Origin of the sequence: Mucilaginibacter sp. P25 (genome assembly GCF_050859465.1) — a bacterium.
Lineage (GTDB): Bacteria > Bacteroidota > Bacteroidia > Sphingobacteriales > Sphingobacteriaceae > Mucilaginibacter > Mucilaginibacter gossypii.
On sequence record NZ_CP193937.1, the window covers coordinates 2,427,322 to 2,450,073 of the forward strand.

Here is a 22,752-nt window from a genome sequence, read left to right on the forward strand (position 1 = left end):
GTTTTAATTTTCATCAAAATTACAGCGGCTTAATTCATTATTAAAATAGTTTAATTTATACATTTGTATCATAATTATAATAGATAGGCTATGGTTAATTTTGAATGGTTCCGCACCTTTAAGGCGATATATGAAACAGGTTCGTTAACCGGCGCGGCCGAAGCGCTGTTTATTTCGCAGCCGGGAGTAAGCCTGCATCTAAGCTCATTGGAAAGTTATGTAGGCTACAAATTGTTCGACCGTACCTCGCGTAAAATGGTATCCACAGAGCGGGGTAAGATCTTATACAACTATATCCTGGAGGCAATTTGTAAACTGGAGGATGCCGAACGGCATTTTCATAAAAGCACCGAAAAGGACGTGCCTACCATAAGTATAGGCATGTGCTTTGAAACTTTTCAGTTTACGCTCGAATCCTACCTGCCCACATTGCCTTTTAATGTGATCATCAAATTTGGCGAATACCCCGAAATGCTTGCCGACCTGGACAATGGCATCCTCGATATGATTGTTACGCCTCATAAAGGCGATTATAAAGGTCTTGAGTATAAACCTTTTTTTAAAGAACGGATAGTGGTGCTTGCCGGGGCGCAAACGCCAACCGACGAATTTAATGAACTATTGAAAACTAAAGACCTAAACCAGATTCAAACCTGGCTTAAAGCCCAAACCTGGTACGGCTCATCGGGCGATATGGAACACCTGCGGCGCTTCTGGCATATTAACTTTGGCAAACGACCTGATTTTAAGCCTAATTTCATCGTCCCTAACATGGGCTCTATTATCCGTTGTTTGAGTAATGGTAAAGGCATAGCCGTGATCCCTGATTTCCTTTCAAGAAAGGAGCGGGACAGCGGCAATATCAAACTGCTTTGGGAAGGATATAATTTAATTGAGAACACCTTGTACTTCGGCACCCGCAAAAAATCCATTTACGCAGAGCAGGTAGGAATGATCCAGGAAATTTTTGAGCGGGAGATGGTGTAAGCCTCTAATCGCCGCCGCTCGCCTCCGGCGAGTGGCAACTATTAAGGCGGCCTCTGGCCGCCGTGGCAAAAGAAGACCATGTGATTTATCGAAACTCAAACATTTCTTTGTTAAGATTGCCGGAATACCATCTGTCATTTATAAAGTAATAAGTTTCCTTACCTAAAATGATCATAGGGAAATTACCTGCAATTTTTTGTTTGGTCTTGTTTCTTGTTGTGATAAAGTGATCGAATATGTCTTGCTTAACGCTGTAAAAGACATTTTGCTGCATGTCGAAGGCTAAAACTGTGTTAGTGTCATAGGCATAGTTTTCTTTAGGGCGAGGTTTTGAATCAACAAAATCATGTACACTGACTTTTAATTTGCAGTTGTTAATACTGTTGCCAACCAAATGTAATTTAATGCGGTATTCTTCCTGTTGTTCGCCGGATTCCCCGGTAAGATATCTTAAAACATGCATGGCCTTGTATAGATGTTGGCCCTCCACGCAGATGATCAGAGTATTTCCTAACCCAACTCCCGATCCGCCTCTTACTGCATAGTTAATCTCAATAAAGTTTTTATTCAATAACCTAATGTCAGGAGTTTCTCCCCAAAAATCATCTATTGTAATAATATCTTTGAGGCAAATCATTTTAAGCACATGGTTTGCATAGTCAGGAACGATCTTCACCGTTTGATTTTTACCATCGATGGATGTAAGATGATATATTTTGGTGTCTCTTTTGGCTGCTTTTGCCTCAGCCGTTTTTAACCAATCTTGTGCAGATGAATGATCGAAATAAAGTATAAAAACCAAGGAAATAATTAAGGCGGCGTATCTGTTCATAAGATAAGGTTTACAGGCCAATTTATGCTTTTATTTTGCTGCTTTTACTACTAATTCCAGATTAAAATAATGCTGACAATGTACTGTCAGTACAATGATCATAGTAGCGTGTATTTTCAAAAAACTCCAAAAAAACGAAAAAAAACAAACAAAAAATCCGGGCATTTTGCCCGGATCTGAAACGCTGAATTTATATTCCTAAAAGGCTTGTTTGCTGATAATCAAATATTTAATAGTGTTTCGGGTAGGGTGTTAAATTTCTGATTATCAATGTGTTTCATTTTTAACGCGTTCCGGCGTTTCGCTCTCAAAAAATGGAACATTTGTTATTTGCAAAAAAAGAAACGCCGGCAATTTTTAATTTTTTTATGGAGAATCAAAAAATTGGGACACCTTGTTTGTTACATTGGATATTGTCCAATAAAGCCTGTAGAATCACCGGGTGCTTATACCGTTGGCGTGGCCGTAAAAATACTCGCATAATACTTGCGATAGGCAAACAGCAAAAATACCTCTAAAACTATAACCGCCAGTCCAATTGGCAAACCGGCCGGTGCCAAAATGGCATGGAACAGGAATATATTTAGCGAAATAGGTAGCAGCAATAACACAAACAGTGCCGTATACCGGTTGATAATTAAAAACAGGCCGCTGGTTATTTCAATTACTTTCATGTATTGAAAAAAATAACCTGAACCAAATAACCCGCCGCTAAAAGCCTGTGCCTTATCGCTCATGGGCGGTTGGGCCATATGCAGAAACTGGAAAAAGAAGTTTAACCCAAACACCACGAAGACCAGGCCCAGCAAAACGCGGGCAATTAATACTGCAATTTTCATAATTAATAGGTTTAATATAAGGTTAAACACTAAGTTTAGTAATTTAATTGACATATTCAAATCAGCCTCATAGCTAACTATTTAAACAGGCATTACTTTTGATAAAACAGGACATATGAACATTCAAAAAATAACTTTCGGCAACGGTTGCTTTTGGTGCACCGAAGCCGTTTTCCAATCTCTTAAAGGTGTAACATCAGTAACCTCGGGTTATATGGGCGGCAAAGTTTTAAACCCAACCTATGAGCAGGTTTGTACAGGCGCTACCGGTCATGCCGAAGTGATTCACCTGGAGTATGACGCCGACGTGATCTCGTTTGATGAATTGCTATTGGTTTTCTTTAAAACCCATAACCCAACAACACTTAACCGCCAGGGTAACGACGTGGGCACACAATACCGCTCGGCTATATTTTATTATACAGATGAACAAAAGCAGGCTTCGGAAGCGATGATCAAAACGCTTACCGATGAGCAGGTTTTTGACGATCCTATCGTAACCGAAATCACCCCGGCAAGTACATTTTACAGCGCCGAAGATTACCACCAGAATTATTTCAACGATAATCCTAATAAGTCGTACTGCGCGTTTGTTATCCAGCCAAAACTCAATAAATTTGCCAAGGAGTTTAAGGATAAAATAAAGCCGGAGCTGTTATAAGATGCCTATCATACGGAGTGTTTAAATCGAGCGGCTCTGAAGATGAAGTAATATTAAGCAAAAGGGCCTGTCACCCTGAGCCCGTCGAAGGGTCGTGCGCAGAGGCCTTGCTCACCATGATTCGAGGGCTTCAGCATGACACCCGTTTAGTTAAACGGTAGTTCGTTAAAGCATGCCGGCGTACTTTTTTCGCATTAGTCTTCGACAAGGTCTCGACCGTCACTCTTTTAATCAACCCATATGAAAAAAAGCTATAGCTATCTACTATCAGGCCTGTTGTTATTCAGCGCCTGCTCATCTGTTAAAAAAACTGCCAATCCTAATACCAGCATTACCAACGATGGTAAGATCTGGGCTTCATTATGGCAGCAGCGGGCAGCGGAGTACAAAGCATTATGCTTTCAGGCCTATAACGTAGCTAAACTCAGGGTTGATGAAGGGATTAAGAACCCCGGTGATAAGCCACTGGCCATTGTTACCGATATTGACGAAACGGTGCTGGATAATAGCCCCTATGATGCCCATCGCGCCTTACAGAACTTAGATTACAGCGATGCCACCTGGAAACAATGGACAGACAAAGCCCTTGCTGATACCGTGCCGGGCGCACCTGCTTTTTTAAGTACGCCGCATCAAAAGGGATCACGATATTTTACATTACCAACCGTAATGAAAATGAGCGGGCAAGTACGCTTAAAAATCTGCAATTGTATGGATTGCCTAATGCCGATGATGAACACCTGCAGTTGAAAACTACTTCATCGAGCAAGGAAGCGCGCCGTCTTAACGTTTTAAAAACACATAACATCCTGCTGCTTTGCGGCGATAACCTGCCCGATTTTGACCTGCTGTATGATAGTCACCCGCCCGAAGAAAGCAGGACGGCTACCACACAAAAGCTGCAAGCGGAATTTGGCAAAAGGTATATTGTTATTCCCAATCCTTCATATGGTGATTTTGAGGGGGCACTTTTCCGGTTTAATTATAAGCTTAGCCCTGCCCAAAAAGATTCGGTGATCAGGGCGAAGATCAAAGCCGATCAGTAAAACTACTGATCTTTAACTGTTGACGAGGGATAGCCGCCCGGGCAGGTATATAACTTAATTGCCTGTATTTACGTATATTTACACGCTGATCCCCCTATAGGTGTAATTATTTTATATAGCTAAAGCATTTTACTTAGTTTAATAAAATAATTGAATGTTTGGGTGATGTCATAATCTTGCGGTAAAATGTGCATGAAGCGCAAATAAATTGCAAATTTGCATACTGCATTATTATTATTCAGTTAACCCCTGTTTAACTATGAGTGATAGAACTATTCTGGTTTGGTTTAGAAATGACTTGCGCATAAATGATAACGAAATTTTGTTAGAAGCTGTACGCAAGGCTGATAAAATACTGCCGGTTTATTGTTTCGATCCTTATTATTTTCAACATACCGAAACGGGGGCTTCAAAAACAGGGAATTTCAGGGCGAGGTTCCTTTTAGAGGCCGTTGCCGATCTCCGCAAAAATTTACAGGGTTTTGGTGCCGAATTGATCATCCGCATTGGTAACCCTGCCGATGTGATCCCGCAGCTTGCACAGGAATACCAGGTAAATGAAGTTTATCATCACCGTGAGGTAGCCTACGAGGAAACCAATATCTCCGAGCAGGTTGAAACTGCGCTATGGAAAATGAGGCTTAACCTCAAGCATTTCATCGGTCATACCATGTATCATAAGGAAGATCTTCCTTTCCCGATTAAGGATATCCCGGATAGTTTCGCGGTTTTTAAAAAGAAGGTGGAACGTGACAGTAATGTTCGTCCGTGCGTACCAAAACCCGATCATATCAGCGTTCCGGAAATTACCGATGCCGGCGAATTACCAACCTTGCAACAATTAGGTTTAAACGAGCCTGTTGACGATATGCGTGCTACTGAATATTTTCAGGGGGCGAAACAGCGGCTTTGGTGCAAATGCATAAGTGTTTTGCCAATGCAGACCAGCTGCTGAAACAAAAAAATGGGCGTAACGGCTCTGATTGCTCTTCAAAACTTTCTCCCTGGATCTCGATAGGGTGTATTTCGCCGAGGCAGGTTTACTGGGAAATTCAGAAATATGGCAGTAATGGTAACCTGTTAAAGCTTGAATTGCTTTGGCGCGATTACTTCAGGTTCATGTTTAAAAAACACGGCCAAAAATTTATCAAAGCTAAAGACGAAGCTCAGGGCACCGACCTTGCGCCGGACGCCGAGCTGTCGCTCCAAAAATGGAAAAACGGCGAAACAGGAGTGCCCCTTATTGATGCAGCAATGCATGAACTTAATGCTACAGGCTATATCAGTAATCAAAACCGGCAGGTAGTAGCGGGCTATTTAGTAAACACCCTCAAAGCCGACTGGGTACAGGGTGCTGCTTATTTTGAAGAAAAGCTTATTGATTACTCACCGGCCAGCAATTGGGGCAACTGGGCCTTTATTGCCGGTGTTAACGATGCTAAGGAAAGCAAATACGCTATAGTTACCAAGCTGCCCAAAGAGCTTGAAGCCAAAACCGATTTTGTGAATACCTGGCAGCCATCATCCATTGATGAAGCCGGGGATTTGGTTAGCGCTTAAAAATATTATCTGCACCGAAATATTTTATATCTGTTTCAAAACAACACGCCATAATTTGAGTTTTCACCCCAATGGGTAAAATAAGCCTAATAATGGCTAAATTTCTTTACAATTAATTATGAAGTATATAGCGGTATATCATTACTTTTGTACCGTTTTAAAGATCAGTTTCACATGGATCGTCTCAATTATATAAATAGCGGAAACGCTGCCTACATATCTTCCCTATACGAACAGTACAAACAGGAACCGGAATCGGTTGATTTTGGATGGCAAAAATTCTTTGAAGGATTTGATTTTGGTAAAGATACCGATGCTGCCGGAGCAATTGCACCTGCCGTAGTTGGTGAAGCTACTCCTGAACATTTTTTAAAGGAAATCAACGTATTAAACATGATAGATGGTTACCGCTCGCGCGGGCATTTGTTTGCAAAAACAAACCCCGTTCGCGAACGCCGCCATTATTACCCAGGCAAGGAGCTTGAAACTTTTGGCTTGAGCGAAGCCGACCTTGATACCGTTTTTAATGCCGGTGTTGAAGTTGGTTTAGGTGCCGCCAAATTGCGCGATATCCGACAGTTGCTTGAGGATACTTACTGCCGTTCAATAGGTACGGAATATAAATACATCCGTAATCCCATTAAAATAAAATGGTTTGAAGAGCGGATGGAAAGCCGTCGTAATACACCTTCTTTTACCCTTGATGAAAAGAAGGAAATGCTTAACAAGCTGAACGAAGCAGTAACTTTCGAAAACTTTTTGGGCACCAAATTCCTTGGTCAAAAACGTTTTTCACTGGAAGGTGCCGAAGCGCTGATCCCTTCAATGGATTCGGTAATTAAAAAAGGCGCCGATCTGGGTATCGAGGAGTTTATCATCGGTATGGCGCACCGCGGGCGTTTGAACGTGTTGACCAACATCATGGAGAAAACCTATAAAGAGGTATTCTCTGAGTTTGAAGGTAAAAACTACGATTCTGAATCGCCTTTTGGTGGTGACGTGAAATACCACTTAGGTTTTTCAACCGACGTGCTTACCAAAAGCGGTAAAAAAGTTCACCTGAGCCTTTGCCCTAACCCATCGCACCTGGAAGCTGTTGACCCGGTTGTAGAAGGGATTACCCGTTCAAAAATCGACTTTAAATATGGCGGCGATCATTCAAAGATCGCTCCAATCCTGATTCATGGCGATGCTTCAATTGCCGGACAGGGTATAGTATATGAAGTTTTACAAATGGAAAAACTGGATGGTTACCGCACAGGCGGCACCATTCACCTGGTTATCAACAACCAGATAGGGTTTACCACCAACTATAAAGACGCCCGTTCAAGTACTTATTGTACCGATGTTGCCAAAACTGTGCTTTCGCCGGTTTTTCACGTAAACGGTGATGATGTTGAAGCTTTGGCTTATGTAGTAAACCTGGCTATGGAATACAGGCAGGTATTTAATGAGGACGTATTTATCGATATCCTTTGCTACCGCCGTTATGGCCATAACGAAGCTGATGAGCCTAAATTCACCCAGCCGCTGTTATACAAGGCTATCGACGCGCACCCTAACCCTTTAAAGATTTACAATCAAAAACTGATAGATGAAGGCAGTATAGATGCTGAATTCCTGAAATCTATCGAAAAAACCTTCAAAGATGAGTTACAGCAAAAGCTAGATGAAGTAAAATCAGAAGAAAGGTTTACTGATACTATTGCCATGTTTGAAGGTGCTTGGAGCGGATTGCACCTGGCAAGCCATAAAGAACTGGTAAAAGCTATTGATACTTCTGTAGCCGAAGAAACCATATTAGAGATTGGTAATAAGATCACTGTGTTACCACCAAATAAAGAGTTCTTCAAGAAAATTGAGAAACTGTTTGAAGACCGCAGTGCCATGGTGAACAAAACCAAAGTGTTTGACTGGGCCATGGGCGAACTGCTTGCTTACGGAACTTTGTTAAAAGAAGGTTACCCTATCAGGTTAAGTGGTGAAGACGTAAAACGTGGTACTTTCTCGCATCGCCATGCGGTATTGACGCTGGTTGATTCGGAAGACGAATTTACACCGCTTGCATCCATTAACCCCGAAGCTAAATTAAGCATCTATAACTCTTTATTATCTGAGTATGGCGTTTTAGGTTTTGAATACGGCTATGCACTTGCAAACCCAACTGCTTTAACCATTTGGGAGGCCCAGTTTGGTGATTTCTTTAACGGTGCCCAGATCATTGTTGACCAGTACATTGCCAGTGCCGAAACTAAATGGCAGCGTGGTAATGGTTTGGTTATGTTGTTGCCTCACGGTTATGAAGGCCAGGGCCCTGAGCACTCATCTGCACGGGTTGAACGCTTTTTAGAGCTTTGTGCCGATGATAACATTCAAATTGCCAACTGCACAACCCCTGCCAACTTCTTCCATATTTTACGCAGGCAAATGCACCGTGATTTCCGTAAGCCTTTGATCATTTTTACACCAAAAAGCTTATTGCGCAGTCCTAAATGTGTATCGCCAATTGAAGATTTTACCAACGGTAAATTCCACGAGTTGATAGATGATACTTATGTTGATCCTAAAAAGGTAAAACGCGTGTTGTTGTGTACCGGTAAGGTTTATTACGATCTGCTTGACAAACAACAGGCCGATAACCGTAAGGATGTGGCTATTGTACGTGTAGAGCAGCTTTACCCCACTCCGGTTACCCAAATTTTGAAGATCAAAGCTAAATACGAAAAGGCCGAATTTATCTGGGTACAGGAAGAGCCTGAAAACATGGGCGCATGGCCATACATTTGCCGTAAATTCCATAATGATAAGGTGATTAACCTGAGCGTTATTTCAAGGATTGAAGGCAGCAGTACCGCAACAGGCTTTGCTAAACAGCATGCCGCCCAGCAGTTATACATAGTTTCAAAAGCTTTTGAGGCCCCAGCCGGTAAAGTGGTTAAAGAAGCTGTTAAAAAAACAACAAAGAAAATGGCTGATGCCGGGGCTGATTGATCAATAAGTTAAGCATCCTGACATCATCCAGAAAAAAATATAAAATCTACAATACTACAATATGAGCTTAGCGATTAAGGTGCCTACCGTAGGCGAATCAATTACAGAAGTGACCCTTTCGAGCTGGAAAAAGAAAGACGGCGACCACGTTGAAATGGACGAGGTTATTGCCGAACTTGAGTCAGACAAGGCTACTTTTGAGCTTACTGCCGAAAAAGCCGGTACTTTAAAAATCGTTGCCAATGAAGGCGATGTACTACCAATTGGCGCTGTTGTTGCCAATATTGAAGACGGAGGCGCTGAAGTTGCTGCTCCTGCAGCACAGCCACAGCCAGAAGTTGTTGCAAACGCTCCTGCTCCGGCCCCTGTTGCTGCCGCTCCGGCTGCCGCATCAGCATCTGTCGAAATTAAAGTACCACCGGTAGGTGAATCTATCACGGAGGTTACATTATCTCGGTGGATTAAGAAAGACGGCGACGCTGTTGCTATGGATGAAGCTATTGCCGAGCTGGAATCAGATAAAGCTACGTTTGAACTTACTGCCGAAAAAGCAGGTACGTTAAAAACAATCGCTAAAGAAGGCGATGTATTAGCGATTGGTACCGTAGTTTGTATTATTGAAGGTGCAGGTGCTTCACAGCCTACAGTAACCCCGGCTGTAGTTAGCGCTACCGATGAATCGCCACGTGGTGGTGCAGCTGCCGAAAGTGCTAAAACTTATGCCTCAGGTACGCCATCACCGGCTGCCGCCAAAATATTAGCCGAAAAAGGTGTTGATCCAAAATCAGTATCAGGTTCAGGTGTTGATGGCCGGATCACTAAAGGTGATGCCCTTGGCGCGCAAGCTCCGGCAGCTAAACCTGCCGCTCCTGCTCCAGCTGCCCAAACTGCTGCTCCTGTTGTAGCAAGCGGTGCCAGGGACGAGAAACGCGAGAAAATGACTTCGTTGCGTAAAACCGTTGCTAAGCGTTTAGTATCGGTTAAAAATGAAACGGCAATGCTTACCACCTTTAACGAGGTTGATATGCAGCCGATCATGGAATTACGCGGTAAATACAAAGATAAATTCAAAGAGAAACATGGCGTTGGCTTAGGCTTCATGTCGTTCTTTACCAAAGCGGTTACCGAGGCTTTGAAAGACTGGCCGGCTGTTGGTGCACGTATTGAGGGCGAAGAGATCGTATACAGCAATTTTGCTGATATCTCTATCGCTGTTTCTGCCCCTAAAGGTTTGGTTGTTCCGGTTATCCGCAATGCTGATAGCATGAGCCTTGCCGAAATTGAGAAAGCCATTGTGGTACTTGCCGGTAAAGCCCGCGAAAACAAACTGACCATCCCTGAAATGACCGGCGGCACATTTACCATTACCAATGGTGGTGTATTTGGTTCGATGTTATCGACGCCGATCATTAATGCACCGCAATCGGCCATTTTAGGTATGCATAATATCATTGAGCGCCCGGTAGCAGTAAACGGACAGGTTGTGATCCGCCCGATGATGTACCTTGCCCTGTCATATGATCACCGCATCATTGACGGTCGTGAATCGGTAAGCTTCCTGGTAAGGGTTAAACAATTGCTTGAAGATCCTGCAAGGTTGTTGTTAGGTGTATAACCCTGCAAAAACTTTATAAAAGAGATCCCGGTAGGTTTTCCCTCCGGGATTTTTTTGTGTAATAGGTTTCGCAAGGTTTTGAAATTTGTCAGGTGATTAGAAGTAGCGACGAGACCAAGTACAACTAATCTCTGACCTCCAACCTCTAATCACTAAAGCCGCTTCACCACCCTTTTAAGCACTAACAAATTTTGACCATTAAGGCTATAGCCACTAATGTTGTTTTGATAAAGGTTTACCAGTTTATCGTAGTATAATACTACAATGGGCGATTGCTCCATCATCAGATTATCCATCTGGCGGTAGAGGGCGAAACGTTTTTCATCATCTTTTACCTGGTAGGTTTGCTCAAAAAGTTCATCGAACCTTTTATTGTTGAACCCGGTATAATTGGGGCCGAAGGGAATTTTATTTTTGGAGTAAAAAACTGAAAGGTAGTTTTCGGCATCTGGATAATCGGCTATCCAGGAGCCGTAAAAAAGTTGATGCCGTTTTTTGAGATTAGTTCGCGCAGGCTGGCACCCTGGGTTATCTCTACATTTGTTTTTATACCAATGCGTTCCAATTGGCCTTGTACATACTCAATTAAACTGCGGTAACCAATAGTGGTAGCCAGGGTAATTTCGGGCATGTTTTTACCATTGGGATAACCGGCATCGCGGAGCAGGCAGCGAGCTTTTTCCGGGTCGTATAGATAACCTTTTACCCCGGTGCCGTTAAAGCCTGGCATGCCTTCGGGCACAAAACCTCCGTAGCCCGGTGTACCCATACTGTTGCGGAGGTATTTGATCATCTTTTCGCGGTCGATGGCGTAGTTGATGGCCTGCCTGATCTTAAGTATTTTTAAGGGCGATTTTTTTACAATGGGCAAAGTGGTATCAACCAGCATGCCCAGGTAAATGGTATTCAGGTAAGGAGCGGTATTGAGTATAAATTTACCCTTATATTTTTGCGTTACCTTGCCTGCTTTGGTGAGGATATCATCGCGATAGCTGCCATCGATATCATTTAAAAAATCGATGTTCTTTTTTACAAACTCCAGGAATGAGGTTTGCTTATCAGCAATAAAGGTGGAGCGGATGGCATCCAAATAGGGGAGGTGCTTACCTTTTTCATCTTTTTCCCAATAATGCTCATTCTTTAAAAATACCAGTACTTCACCCTCTTTCCAGTATTTAAACCTGAAAGGGCCGGTGCCTACCGGATGGCTCCTGAAGTCCTTGCCATAAAACTCAACCACTTCTTTTGGGACTACAGAACAATATTGTGCCGTGAGTAAGCTTAGAAAGGGAGCGAAAGGCTGTTTAAGCCTTATTTGGAAAGTACTGTCATTAGGTGCCATGAAGGCGCTTTTATCCTTTACCTTATCACTGAAGATCCATGAGCCGGATGAAGCGACTTTGGGATCGATCAAACGACCGAAGCTATAAGCAAAATCTGAGGCCACTGCCCTTCGACCTGTACCATTTGCAAAATGAGGGTCGTCATGAAAATATACATCATTACGCAGATGGAAGGTATATAATAAACCATCAGCTGATGTTTCCCAGCTTTTGGCTATACAGGGAATGGTTTTTAAACTATCGTTGATCTGTACCAGGCCGTTATAAAGCTGGTTATCCATCCAAATGGTATAATGATTGCGGCAAAAGGCAGGATCAAGTGAGGTAAGGCCTTCTTCCAGATTGATATTAAAAACGGTTTTGTGCTGATCGGGAGAAGTATCAGTATGGCAGGAACAAAGCTGAATGGAGAATAGTACAAAAAGGTAAGTGATCAGCTTATTCATTTAAGCTAATATATCAAATATCATGATATCAGAGTGGGGGTTAGTTGATTATTGCGCAGGGATGATTGATTGCCGAAAGTAAAAGTTGTGCGACTGTTCGAGATTAAAGGTTAAACAGTCGCATACTCAATTTACGCATCAATACCGGTCAATCCCTTATAAAAATGTTTGGCATAACCTGCTATCAGCACATCGTGATCATTCCCGTTAATAATACGGCGGGCGTTGATCCAGTCGGCATGGGTGGCGTCAAAATATTTGCCTAAGCCAACGCCGGTAAACATGCCTTTTGTCATACCTTCAATCATAATATTGGCAGCTATATCAGGTTGAAGCGCCAATTCGGGATGGTTAAGCAGGTCGAGATGTAAATGCTTGCTCATGGCGTCATAGTTCTCGTACCATGTTAATTGTACAAAACCGCGGCCATAATAAAGCTGATCGGGCGTTGTATAAGGGATACGGTGACCTGGCCCCCGCCCATTTTAAATTTTTCGCCATAGGGATGACCTTTGCCTTTGCCAAATTCAGTTATCGGCTGCATAGTACCTGCGCATTCATGGTAAACGGTGCCTAACATGTAGGCTACTTTACGCTGATCGGTAACGCCGGCATCTGCTGCGGCCTTTAAAATGGCTTCGATACCATCAACCTGGCTTTGTGAAATGTGACCTTTAAAAACTGTGTCACGAATGGTGTCATAAAATTCTTTTGTACCTGGCATGGTAATAAAATTTAGGTATTAGTAATATAAGTTAATTGCTGTAAACGAGCGTTTTAGATTAAATAGGTGCGGAAGAATAGTAAAGATAGATATTCGATTTTGGAATATCAAAGAGCTAAGCTGCTCGTAATGAAAAATAAAAAGCCCTTTAGTATATAAAAGGCTTTTTATTTTTTCAAGAAAGAAGAAGAGTTACCAGCTTGACCGGAATATGTGTGTGCCGGATAAGTTAGTTACAGTTATGTATATATAGGATCCCAGTTCAATTCCACCAGGTAGCTGTAGCCCTGTGGTAGTGCGAAGCTTTTGAAAGTAGTGCCATCATTTGTTGATAAATTGAAGGTTTGGCTACCATAAGCTACATTAACACCGAAGGTTTTTACTACAAAACAGGTTTCATTGCCCACCAGATCCCACTGGTAGCCCTGGTTAACTGACCGATAGAGCTTTTGATCAGCAAGCCCGGGGTTTGATACCGGGCTGAATGCACAATAAAGACTGTAGTTGGTTGTTTTAAGAAAATCTCTGCAGCCTTCATTAAAATGATAAATTCCCGTAACAGAGCTGTATGATTGATTCCACGTGGTGCCTTTATCTATTGATGAATAAAGCTTAGTGGCATTGTGCGATGCAGTGTTTTTAGCGGTATCAATGGCAAAAATGTATTTGCTGTTTGGGAAACTGGTGAAGTAATCTAATTGAGCAGGCTGCGAATTGCCTGCCGTTGTCCAGGTTGTTCCTGCATCTAATGATGTATAGGTAGTTGAGCCGGAAACTAACATAAGTCTTTCACTGGTGCTCACAATACCGGTGAATCCTTTGTCCGGATTGTTTTTATCTGGTGTAAGCTTTGTCCAGTTTACACCGTCGGTTGATTTAGCTACGCCAAGGTTACTGGTTACATAAAATGCTTTTCCATCCTGGCTTAGCAGATGAATAATCACTTTGCTGTTTTTATTGAATGGCAGATTGTTATAAACATTGGTGAATGTTTTGTCGTCGGCACTAAAGAAAAGACTGCTCGTAACTGCTGCGCCGGTTACCAATAAGCCATTTCTTAAAGAGGCCATTTGATTGATGTTTTCCAGACCCGATGAATAAAAAATTTCCTGCCATTTAATATTAGGGTATGGCGGGTTAACCGTAAATGGGGCACTATCAGTCGACGTTTTGCCATTAACGGTGACTGTAACCCTGCCCGAAGTAACGCCTTGAGGTGCAATTACCTTAAGTGCTGTTCCTGCTGCAGTAAGTACATTTGCCTGTATCCCATTAAACTTTACAATGTTTGCGGCTGGTGTGCCTCCAAAATAATAACCTTGAATAACGATAGTGTCGCCGGCCCTGCCCTGGTAAGGTGAAAGAAATTGCACCTGCGGAAGGTTAAGGTAAGTAAATACCGGACCTGTAACAGTTGCAGACGAGACCAACGGTTACCGTTACGTTGCCTGTTGAGCCATCCAACGCAGCTTTAACCTTAATTTTGGTTGGGGTTGCCGAAATTATAACAGCTCCTGCATTGTTAAAGCGAACTCTGTTACCGTCAATTGAGCTGTTGAAATTGGTGCCGTTAATGGTAACGGTATCTCCGGCCCTGCCGCTGGTTGGGCTGATTGAAGTTATAGTTGCCGGCGATGAAATTGTAAACATGGGGCCGGTTATTACGTCATTGTCTTTTACTTTTAAGGTTACCACACCAGTTGTGGCACTGGCCGGTACTGTTACTTTAATGGTGGTGCTTATAGCCGATACCACTTTGGCATCGGTACCATTAAATTTCACAATATTTTCGGTTAAGGTGGCGCTGTAATTAGTGCCGGTAATGGATACAGTATCCGCAATAAACCCGCTTAGCGGACTTATATTTTCAATAGTTGGCTTGCTTACAATAGGTGTTGGATCGGTGATTTGTGATTTTGGTTTTGTATTGGTTGTGAAGTCGTTTATTGTGTATGAACCCGTAGCTGTAAATGATTTACCTGCAGCATCGGTAAAAGTAATATTGAATTTTATTGTAGCTGTGTTACCACTCAAAGAAACAGTAATGCTCCCCGAAACAGCATAATAAGTATTGCCCCCGCTGATATATTGCACATAGCTTTGTACTACGGAGTTAGTAACGGCATCCACTTTTAAACGAGGGTTACCGGGATTTGATGAGGTTCCCGTTTTTTTGTTAATAACAGCAGTGCCGGGTTTAAAATCATTCACAAAAAAGGTGATCTTGCTTCCATTGGTGTTTAATGTAGCCGTAGTAAGCAAGGCCTTAATATCGTCGCCGCTTGTTGTGTAATAGGTTGATGAAAAATCAGTCGCTTCAATTGCATAATCGGCACCATCAATTTTTGCAGTAAAAGCAGCCGTAGGTTTTGTTTCTATATCATCTTTGGGCTTTTTGTATTTGGAACAGGATACGCCTAATACAATAAGTAAAAGCCAAAAGCATGAAGCCTTGAAACAGGTTTGTAGAGATAAATTCATATTTGTGATATTTCGATAATTAATAAGGTTAGGTTGGCAAGCTTTGGGAAGATTGCCGTAACTATTAAATACAAATAGTTAATTGTTATTCTGATACGTAAAAACGTGGGTACATGTTACATAAGCAAAGCGTATAAGGGTGCATTATACGCTTTGCTCTTATATCTGTAAGTTTATTTTATGAAAACTTAACTAAAATATAATATAGCAAGGGATAAGCCTGCTTAAACATTGATCAATTAAAACCGCTCTTTCAAAAACTTGCCCGTATAGCTGTCTTTTTGTTTTAGAAGGTCCTCAGGAACGCCCTCAAATACAACTTTACCGCCCCGGTCTCCACCTTCCGGGCCAATATCGATAACCCAGTCCGCACATTTGATCACATCCATGTTGTGTTCAATAACAATAATGGTGTTGCCATGATCAAGGAGGGCATCAAATGATTTCAGCAGTTTTTTAATATCGGCAAAATGTAGGCCGGTAGTGGGTTCGTCAAAAATGAAAAGAGTTTTACTAGTATTGTTCCCCTTTACCAGGAATGATGCCAGTTTGATGCGCTGTGCTTCGCCTCCAGATAACGTATTTGACGATTGACCTAAATGCACATACCCTAAACCAACATCAACCAAAGGTTTTATTTTGGCGATGATCTTTGGCTCTTTGGCAAAAAACTCAACGGCTTCATCGATAGTCATGTTCAGGATCTCCGATACATTTTTTTCTTTGTACTGGATATCTAAAATATGCTGCTTGAAACGATGGCCCCCGCAGGTTTCGCAGGTAAGAAAGATATCTGCCATAAATTGCATCTCTATCTTAACTTCACCTTCGCCCTGGCAAACATCGCAACGGCCGCCTTCAACATTAAAAGAAAATGCAGAGGGTTTTAGCCCGGCGGCTTTTGCTGCCGGCTGAGCGGCGTACAGGTTGCGGATCTCGTCCCAGGCTTTAACATAAGTAACCGGGTTTGAGCGCGATGAACGGCCTATTGGGTTTTGGTCAACCAGTTCAACCTGTTCAATTTTGCCATAATCACCATCAATAGCATCGTATGAGCCCGTTTGTTCGCCCGAATAATTGCCCAATGCCTTTTGAACGGCCGGGGCAAGGATGCGTTTTACCAAACTGGTTTTACCTGAGCCGGATACGCCCGTAACAACAGTAAGCACGCCTAACGGAAATTTTGCGGTGACATGTTTCAGGTTGTTTTCGCGCGCGCCTTTTATTTCGATAAAATCGTGCCATTTGCGGCGGCTTGCGGGGATAGCTATTTCTTCCCTGCCGCTCAGGTATTTGCCGGTGAGGCTTTTATCGTCTTTTATAATTTCGTTATAAGTACCGGTAAAAATCAGCTCGCCGCCATGGGTGCCAGCCTCCGGGCCAATATCAATAATGTGATCGGCAGCTTTCATGATCTCTTCCTCATGCTCAACAACCAATACGGTGTTGCCCACATCGCGGAGGGATTTTAGTACGCTAATCAGCCTTTGGGTATCACGCGGATGCAAACCAATGCTCGGCTCATCTAACACGTAAACCGAACCTACAAGACTGCTGCCTAAAGAGGTAGCCAGGTTAATACGTTGTGACTCACCGCCGGATAGGGTGTTTGATAAACGGTTAAGTGTTAAGTAGCTTAACCCTACATCATTCAAAAAGCCAAGGCGGTTGGTGATCTCCATTAGTAAGCGTTTGCCGATTTTAGCGTCGGTCTCGCTCAGTTCAAGCGATTTGAAAAACTCGAACGCTTTATCCAACGGCATTAACACCACATCAGTGATTGATTTTTCGCTGATTTTTACGTAAGAAGCGTCTATCCGTAAACGGCTGCCCTTACACTCCGGGCAAGTAGTTTTACCCCTGTATCGCGATAGCAAAACACGGTACTGGATCTTATACGTTTGTTCTTCCATTTCTTTGAAAAACTCGTCAAGGCCACGGAAAAACTTATTGCCGGTCCAGAGCAGGCGCTGCTCTTTTTCGGTTAGTTGATTGTATTGGCGGTGGATAGGGAAGTCGAACTTTAAGGCATGTCTTACCAGTGCATCGTTCCATTCGCGCATTTTTTCGCCGCGCCAGGGGGCAATGGCCCCCTCATAAATGGATTTGCTTTTATCCGGGATAACCAGGTCTTCATCAATACCGATCACCTTGCCGTAACCTTCGCATTTTTTACATGCGCCATACGGATTATTAAAGCTGAAGAAGTTTGGCGTAGGCTCTTCAAACTTCAATCCGTCTAACTCAAAACGGTCGCAAAAAAAGCGCTCATGCTCGGTATCGTTGTCAGGTTGCTGGAAGCGAACAAAACAATCGCCTTTGCCTTCAAAAAAGGCAGTCTGTATGGAGTCGCCTAAGCGGCTAATAGTTTCGTCTTCCTCATTCTTGGTAACGCGGTCAACAACTATGCGTACTACAATTTGCTGATCAATTTCGGTAGTTTCTGCAGCGGCTTTTTTGTCTTTGTTTTTTTGATCTCGACTGTTGGTTCAGCCGCCATCAAAGGAACGTTCTCTACTGTTTCATCCTCTAATAAAGATTCGATACGCGAAAGTTTGCCATTGTATTCAACACGAACAAAACCTTTTTGCATCAATACTGCAAGTTCCTCTTTAAGGCTCCGGTTATTGTGCGGGTGCAATGGAGCAAGAATGGTTACCTGGGTTTCGTTAGGCAATGAAAGCACAAAGTTAACCACATCGGTCACCGAGTCTTTTTTTACGATATTGCCTGATATGGGCGATATCGTTTTACCGATACGTGAAAAAAGCAGTTTTAAATAATCGTAGATCTCGGTTGATGTACCAACGGTTGAACGTGGGTTTGAGGTAATTACCTTTTGCTCAATAGCTATAGCCGGTGCAATGCCTTTAATATAATCAACATCGGGCTTGTTCATACGGCCCAAAAACTGGCGAGCGTATGATGAAAGGCTTTCCACATAGCGGCGCTGACCTTCGGCGTACAAAGTATCGAAAGCGAGCGATGATTTGCCCGAACCCGACATGCCGGTAACTACCACCAGTTTATTTTTGGGAATAGCCACATCAAGGTTTTTAAGGTTGTGCACCCTTGCGCCTTTTATAATAATATGCTTTTGCGGATCTTTTTCTGCTTCTTTACTCATGCTGTTTTTTGGTCGATAGTCCATGGCCTATAGACCATAGCTAAATCAGTGCCATGGTCTATGGGCTATCGGCTATGGACTTTATTTTGCGAATGCAAAAATCCTAAAAAATTTAGCAGAATCCAAATGAGTTTTGATTGTTTATTGGATTAAACTACGTGAAATATTGGAGTTTACAGTTTGCTGACTTTTTAAAACTTAATGTTGTTTTAACAACTACTTTTTAAAAAATTTATTTTGGCGAATGATTAAACCTTCGGTATTAAAAATAAGTCTAACGGAAGTGTGCCAAATAAATGATGGTTTTATAGGTAATTATACCGATTAATAGTAAAGTAGGGCGCGAAAAAAAAATTTTATTTGTTATTTTACCAATAATTTATTTTATTTGAGCAAACAAATCTTTAACCCCTAAGGAGCACGCTATAGAATATACTTTACTTTAAAAGGTTTTAACTAAGAATTAAGTTTTAAGTAGTACTTTCTATGGATTTTCAATTGAAGAGTGATCAGGATCTAATCCATCTATATGTAGCCGGCGACGAAGCCGGTTTAGTAGAATTGATAAGGCGTTACCAATCAAAAATATATACTTCTATTTACTTGCTGGTAAAAGACGAATACCTTGCCGAAGATATTTTTCAGGATGCATTTATAAAGGTGATTAACACCCTTAAAGCCGGTAAATATAACGAAGAGGGTAAATTTTTGCCGTGGGTAACACGTATTGCACATAACCTGGTGATTGACCATTTTCGCCGTGAAAAACGTGCGCCTATGATCAGCAATGGCGATGATTTCGACATTTTTGAAGTGCTTGGTAATTATGACGAAAGTACCGAGGACAAGATGGTTAGGGATCAAACCCATAAAGATCTTAAAGCACTGATCCAACTGCTTCCATCCGAACAAAAGGAGGTGCTCATTATGCGCCACTTTGGGGATATGAGTTTTAAAGAGATTGCCGATATTACCGATGTTAGCATCAATACCGCCCTTGGCCGTATGCGCTATGCCCTTAATAACCTCCGCAAAATGATGCAGAGCAAAGAGCTCAGCCTGAAAAATTAGTTTTTCGGTATAAGAGATTAGATATAAAGGTTAGGATATTATTGTTTAGGTTAAACCGGATAATAATATTCTAACCTTATTTTTTGTCTAAAATTCTGTTATTGTTTCATTAGTTGCTGATATAAAGTTATTTACTGTTGCAATAACGTAATTCATAGCTTCCGGTAGCTAATTTTGTTAAATAAAAATTTCATTTAATTTTCATTTAACAAAATATTATCTTTAAGCCACCGTTATAAACCATATAAAAATTATAGTAAAATAAGCTTATGGATGAAACCTTTACAAAAACGTTAAATGCATTAGCTAACGAAGCTGAAATGAACAGGAATGTACAAGAAAATCTGGACGCCGACGAAGTGATTTTTTACAATTCAATTCGTGCTGATTTGGACCTGCTGATCAGGAAACCCAAAGTGCAAACTATACACCAGATCCTGGATTATTCAAAAAGCTTACGTTAGTATTTATTGCGGATTCCCCCACTGGTTCATAGATCATAATTGTTGAAAAGGTTACCGATGCGAATCGAAAACCAAAACCCAATAAGTGATTTATGAACCTTTCTATTTTAAGATGGTTCAGTAGTTCACTGGTTTATTCGTTCATTGGTGAAAAGTTTGATAGTTTTGGAAAGTGGTTTATAAGGATGTATTTGCCATAAGCAAAGCACCAATAAACTAATGAACGAATGAACCAGTGAACTAATGTTAAAAGCCGAACGCTATCGCCATTTTGTTGATTATTTTTCTAAAAACCAGCCTAACCCGGTTACTGAGCTGCACTATAATAACCCATTCCAATTATTGGTGGCCGTTATACTTTCGGCACAGTGTACTGATAAACGGATTAACCAGGTAACGCCGGCACTGTTTGAGCGTTTTCCTACTCCGCAAGATCTGGCTGCCGCAACATCCGACGAAGTTTTTGCATACATCCGGTCAGTAAGTTATCCTAATAATAAAGCCAAACATTTGGTAGGCATGGGCAAAATGCTGATGGAAGTTTTTAATGGCGAAATACCTTCGGGGATCGAAAATCTGCAAAAATTACCAGGTGTAGGCCGTAAAACTGCCAATGTGATCGCTTCGGTTATTTTTGAAGAACCGGCCATGGCTGTTGATACACATGTTTTTAGGGTGGCCAACCGCATTGGCTTAACTAATAATGCCCGTACCCCGTTGGCGGTTGAAAAACAGTTGGTCCAAAATATTCCTAAAGAATATATAGGTGTTGCACATCACTGGCTTATATTGCATGGCCGGTATATTTGTTTGGCGCGCAGCCCTAAATGCGATATTTGTCCGCTTACGTGGTTTTGTCGCTATTATGAGCGCAATAATACAGAAGCCGCGCTGCAAAGGCTTGAAGCTGCAAAACTTAAGAAGGCCAAAGAAGCTAAAAAGAAAAAGGCCCTTAATATTATAGATAAGGAGTTGAGGAAGAGAAGTGTGGATAATTAGTTGAGTAAGTGGATAGATGACTTAGTGAGTAGTTATTATATTTACTTAATACATTCCAATCAACCAGTCGCAAAAAAATAAATTACTAAAAAAATTAGTAATTTTAAAAAATGTAATTATATTTGTTGAAGAAATTAATACGATGGCTAACATAGATAAAAATAGCGCTGATAAATTGAAGGCATTACAGCTTACATTAGATAAGCTGGAAAAATCATACGGTAAAGGTACCATCATGAAATTGGGCGAATCCGTAGTTGAACAAACTGAAGTTATATCAACCGGCTCATTAGGGCTTGATATTGCTTTGGGAGTTAACGGTTTGCCTAAAGGAAGGATCATTGAGATCTACGGGCCTGAATCGTCAGGTAAAACAACTTTGGCTATCCATGCCATTGCCGAATCGCAAAAGAACGGTGGAATTGCAGCCTTTATTGATGCGGAGCACGCTTTCGATCGTTTTTATGCCAAGAAATTAGGCGTGGATGTTGAAAACCTGCTGATCTCCCAGCCTGATAATGGTGAACAGGCACTGGAAATTGCCGATAACCTAATCCGTTCGGGCGCTATTGATATTTTGGTTATCGACTCTGTTGCAGCGTTGGTTCCTAAAGCCGAGATAGAAGGCGAAATGGGCGATTCAAAAATGGGCCTGCATGCACGTTTAATGTCCCAGGCATTACGTAAGCTAACCGGCACTATCAGCAAAACAGGATGCTGCTGTATCTTTATTAACCAGCTGCGCGATAAGATCGGTGTTATGTTTGGCAACCCTGAAACCACTACTGGTGGTAATGCATTGAAATTTTATGCTTCGGTACGTTTGGATGTACGCCGTATTTCCCAAATTAAAGACACTGATGAGGTTTCCGGTAACCGCGTAAAGGTTAAGATCGTTAAGAATAAAGTTGCCCCTCCGTTCCGTGTAGCCGAGTTTGATATCATGTTTGGCGAAGGTATTTCAAAGGCCGGTGAGATCATTGACCTGGGTGTTGAATACAACATTATTAAAAAAGCAGGGTCATGGTTTAGCTATGGCGAAACCCGTTTAGGCCAGGGGCGTGATGCTGTTAAACAACTGATCCTTGATAACCCTGAGCTACAGGAAGAATTGGAAAATAAGATCAAAGAAACAGTAACCGGCGAAAGCATGGAAGAAGTATAATTGGGATTATACTGATCTTTAAAGTGATTTAATGAATATATAAGAAGGCCTCCTGTAAGGGGGCTTTTTTGTAAAATTGCCGCGGGTTTGGCGTAGTGTAACCCGCGGCAGTACTATGTTAGCAATTGTTCCTGTTTTTCCGCAAAAAGAATATCTTTATCACCGCATAAACCGGAAAAAGCTATGGGATCATCAAAAGAGATTGTTACAAATATGTTTGCTTCAGGTGGTATTACCGTGAATGGCAATAACCCATGGGATTTACAGGTACGCAATCCTAAATTGTATGATCGTGTGCTGGCAGGAGGGTCTTTAGGTTTTGGGGAAGCCTACATGGAAGGTTGGTGGGATTGTGAAGCGCTTGACGAATTTTTTTCGCGTCCAGTATCACCGGGTTGATA

At 41.9% G+C, this 22,752-nt stretch carries 19 protein-coding genes and 2 pseudogenes; 12 read left to right on the forward strand and 9 right to left on the reverse strand.

The genetic code is table 11. The features are described 5' to 3' along the window. Positions 1-90 precede the first annotated feature (90 nt). Entirely contained in the window at positions 91-987 is an 897-nt protein-coding gene (locus ACRQ5D_RS12655; protein ID WP_091174667.1) for a LysR family transcriptional regulator, read from the forward strand. 85 nt (positions 988-1,072) lie between these two features. Here the strand turns inward: ACRQ5D_RS12655 and ACRQ5D_RS12660 are convergent, their stop codons facing one another. Both ACRQ5D_RS12660 and ACRQ5D_RS12665 read right to left on the reverse strand, forming a co-directional pair. Beyond that, complete coding sequence (locus ACRQ5D_RS12660; protein WP_143020877.1) at positions 1,073-1,840, reverse strand: hypothetical protein; 768 nt, start codon at positions 1,838-1,840, stop codon at positions 1,073-1,075. Between the two features lie 425 nt (positions 1,841-2,265). Continuing rightward, positions 2,266-2,658, reverse strand: coding sequence for a DoxX family membrane protein (locus ACRQ5D_RS12665; RefSeq protein ID WP_167516241.1), 393 nt, complete (start codon positions 2,656-2,658; stop codon positions 2,266-2,268). A gap of 115 nt (positions 2,659-2,773) precedes the next feature. Between ACRQ5D_RS12665 and msrA the strand changes: the two genes are divergently transcribed. From msrA to odhB, 6 genes and pseudogenes are all read left to right on the forward strand, one after another. Continuing rightward, positions 2,774-3,319, forward strand: coding sequence for a peptide-methionine (S)-S-oxide reductase MsrA (gene msrA, locus ACRQ5D_RS12670; RefSeq protein WP_091174672.1), 546 nt, complete (start codon positions 2,774-2,776; stop codon positions 3,317-3,319). Between the two features lie 240 nt (positions 3,320-3,559). Next, positions 3,560-4,365: pseudogene (locus tag ACRQ5D_RS12675) on the forward strand (5'-nucleotidase, lipoprotein e(P4) family). A gap of 259 nt (positions 4,366-4,624) precedes the next feature. Further along, entirely contained in the window at positions 4,625-5,320 is a 696-nt protein-coding gene (locus ACRQ5D_RS12680) for a deoxyribodipyrimidine photo-lyase (protein ID WP_431199755.1), read from the forward strand. Beyond that, positions 5,284-5,925, forward strand: a complete 642-nt coding sequence (locus ACRQ5D_RS12685; RefSeq protein ID WP_432329120.1) for an FAD-binding domain-containing protein — start codon at positions 5,284-5,286, stop codon at positions 5,923-5,925. Before ACRQ5D_RS12680 ends, ACRQ5D_RS12685 begins: the two co-directional genes overlap by 37 nt. 174 nt (positions 5,926-6,099) lie before the next feature. Further along, a complete protein-coding gene (locus ACRQ5D_RS12690; RefSeq protein WP_091174680.1) occupies positions 6,100-8,916 on the forward strand; it encodes a 2-oxoglutarate dehydrogenase E1 component in 2,817 nt (938 codons plus the stop codon). 61 nt (positions 8,917-8,977) lie between these two features. After that, positions 8,978-10,531, forward strand: a complete 1,554-nt coding sequence (gene odhB, locus ACRQ5D_RS12695; RefSeq protein ID WP_091174683.1) for a 2-oxoglutarate dehydrogenase complex dihydrolipoyllysine-residue succinyltransferase — start codon at positions 8,978-8,980, stop codon at positions 10,529-10,531. Between the two features lie 152 nt (positions 10,532-10,683). Here the strand turns inward: odhB and ACRQ5D_RS12700 are convergent, their stop codons facing one another. From ACRQ5D_RS12700 to uvrA, 7 genes and pseudogenes are all read right to left on the reverse strand, one after another. After that, positions 10,684-10,827 (reverse strand): hypothetical protein, encoded by a 144-nt coding sequence (locus tag ACRQ5D_RS12700; protein ID WP_431199757.1) that lies wholly within the window; start codon positions 10,825-10,827, stop codon positions 10,684-10,686. 164 nt (positions 10,828-10,991) lie between these two features. Further along, positions 10,992-12,320 carry an ABC transporter substrate-binding protein gene (locus ACRQ5D_RS12705; protein ID WP_431199758.1) on the reverse strand — a complete coding sequence of 443 codons (1,329 nt, stop codon included), beginning with the start codon at positions 12,318-12,320 and terminating at the stop codon, positions 10,992-10,994. Positions 12,321-12,451: 131 nt separating this feature from the next. Then, the gene (locus ACRQ5D_RS12710; protein WP_432329123.1) at positions 12,452-12,703 is read right to left on the reverse strand and encodes a hypothetical protein; all 252 of its coding nucleotides are present in this window, start codon (positions 12,701-12,703) and stop codon (positions 12,452-12,454) included. A gap of 23 nt (positions 12,704-12,726) precedes the next feature. Beyond that, positions 12,727-13,044 carry a hypothetical protein gene (locus ACRQ5D_RS12715; protein WP_432329124.1) on the reverse strand — a complete coding sequence of 106 codons (318 nt, stop codon included), beginning with the start codon at positions 13,042-13,044 and terminating at the stop codon, positions 12,727-12,729. A gap of 239 nt (positions 13,045-13,283) precedes the next feature. Next, positions 13,284-14,474: an IPT/TIG domain-containing protein gene (locus ACRQ5D_RS12720; RefSeq protein ID WP_432329126.1), complete on the reverse strand. Its 1,191-nt coding sequence runs from the start codon at positions 14,472-14,474 to the stop codon at positions 13,284-13,286. Beyond that, a complete protein-coding gene (locus tag ACRQ5D_RS12725) occupies positions 14,428-15,525 on the reverse strand; it encodes an IPT/TIG domain-containing protein (protein WP_431199760.1) in 1,098 nt (365 codons plus the stop codon). The genes ACRQ5D_RS12720 and ACRQ5D_RS12725 overlap by 47 nt, the downstream gene beginning before the upstream one ends. Before the next feature lie 239 nt (positions 15,526-15,764). Then, positions 15,765-18,652: pseudogene (gene uvrA, locus ACRQ5D_RS12730) on the reverse strand (excinuclease ABC subunit UvrA). Positions 18,653-19,138: 486 nt separating this feature from the next. On the opposite strand from uvrA, the gene ACRQ5D_RS12735 reads away from it, so the two are divergent. From ACRQ5D_RS12735 to ACRQ5D_RS12755, 5 genes are all read left to right on the forward strand, one after another. Further along, complete coding sequence (locus ACRQ5D_RS12735) at positions 19,139-19,723, forward strand: RNA polymerase sigma factor (protein ID WP_090534404.1); 585 nt, start codon at positions 19,139-19,141, stop codon at positions 19,721-19,723. Positions 19,724-19,992: 269 nt separating this feature from the next. Beyond that, positions 19,993-20,187 carry a hypothetical protein gene (locus ACRQ5D_RS12740; protein WP_091174692.1) on the forward strand — a complete coding sequence of 65 codons (195 nt, stop codon included), beginning with the start codon at positions 19,993-19,995 and terminating at the stop codon, positions 20,185-20,187. 243 nt (positions 20,188-20,430) lie between these two features. Further along, a complete protein-coding gene (gene nth, locus ACRQ5D_RS12745) occupies positions 20,431-21,186 on the forward strand; it encodes an endonuclease III (protein ID WP_091174695.1) in 756 nt (251 codons plus the stop codon). A 142-nt stretch (positions 21,187-21,328) separates the two neighbouring features. Next, positions 21,329-22,351: a recombinase RecA gene (gene recA, locus ACRQ5D_RS12750; protein ID WP_090534412.1), complete on the forward strand. Its 1,023-nt coding sequence runs from the start codon at positions 21,329-21,331 to the stop codon at positions 22,349-22,351. A gap of 183 nt (positions 22,352-22,534) precedes the next feature. Beyond that, positions 22,535-22,750: a hypothetical protein gene (locus tag ACRQ5D_RS12755; RefSeq protein WP_432329130.1), complete on the forward strand. Its 216-nt coding sequence runs from the start codon at positions 22,535-22,537 to the stop codon at positions 22,748-22,750. Positions 22,751-22,752: the final 2 nt, after the last annotated feature.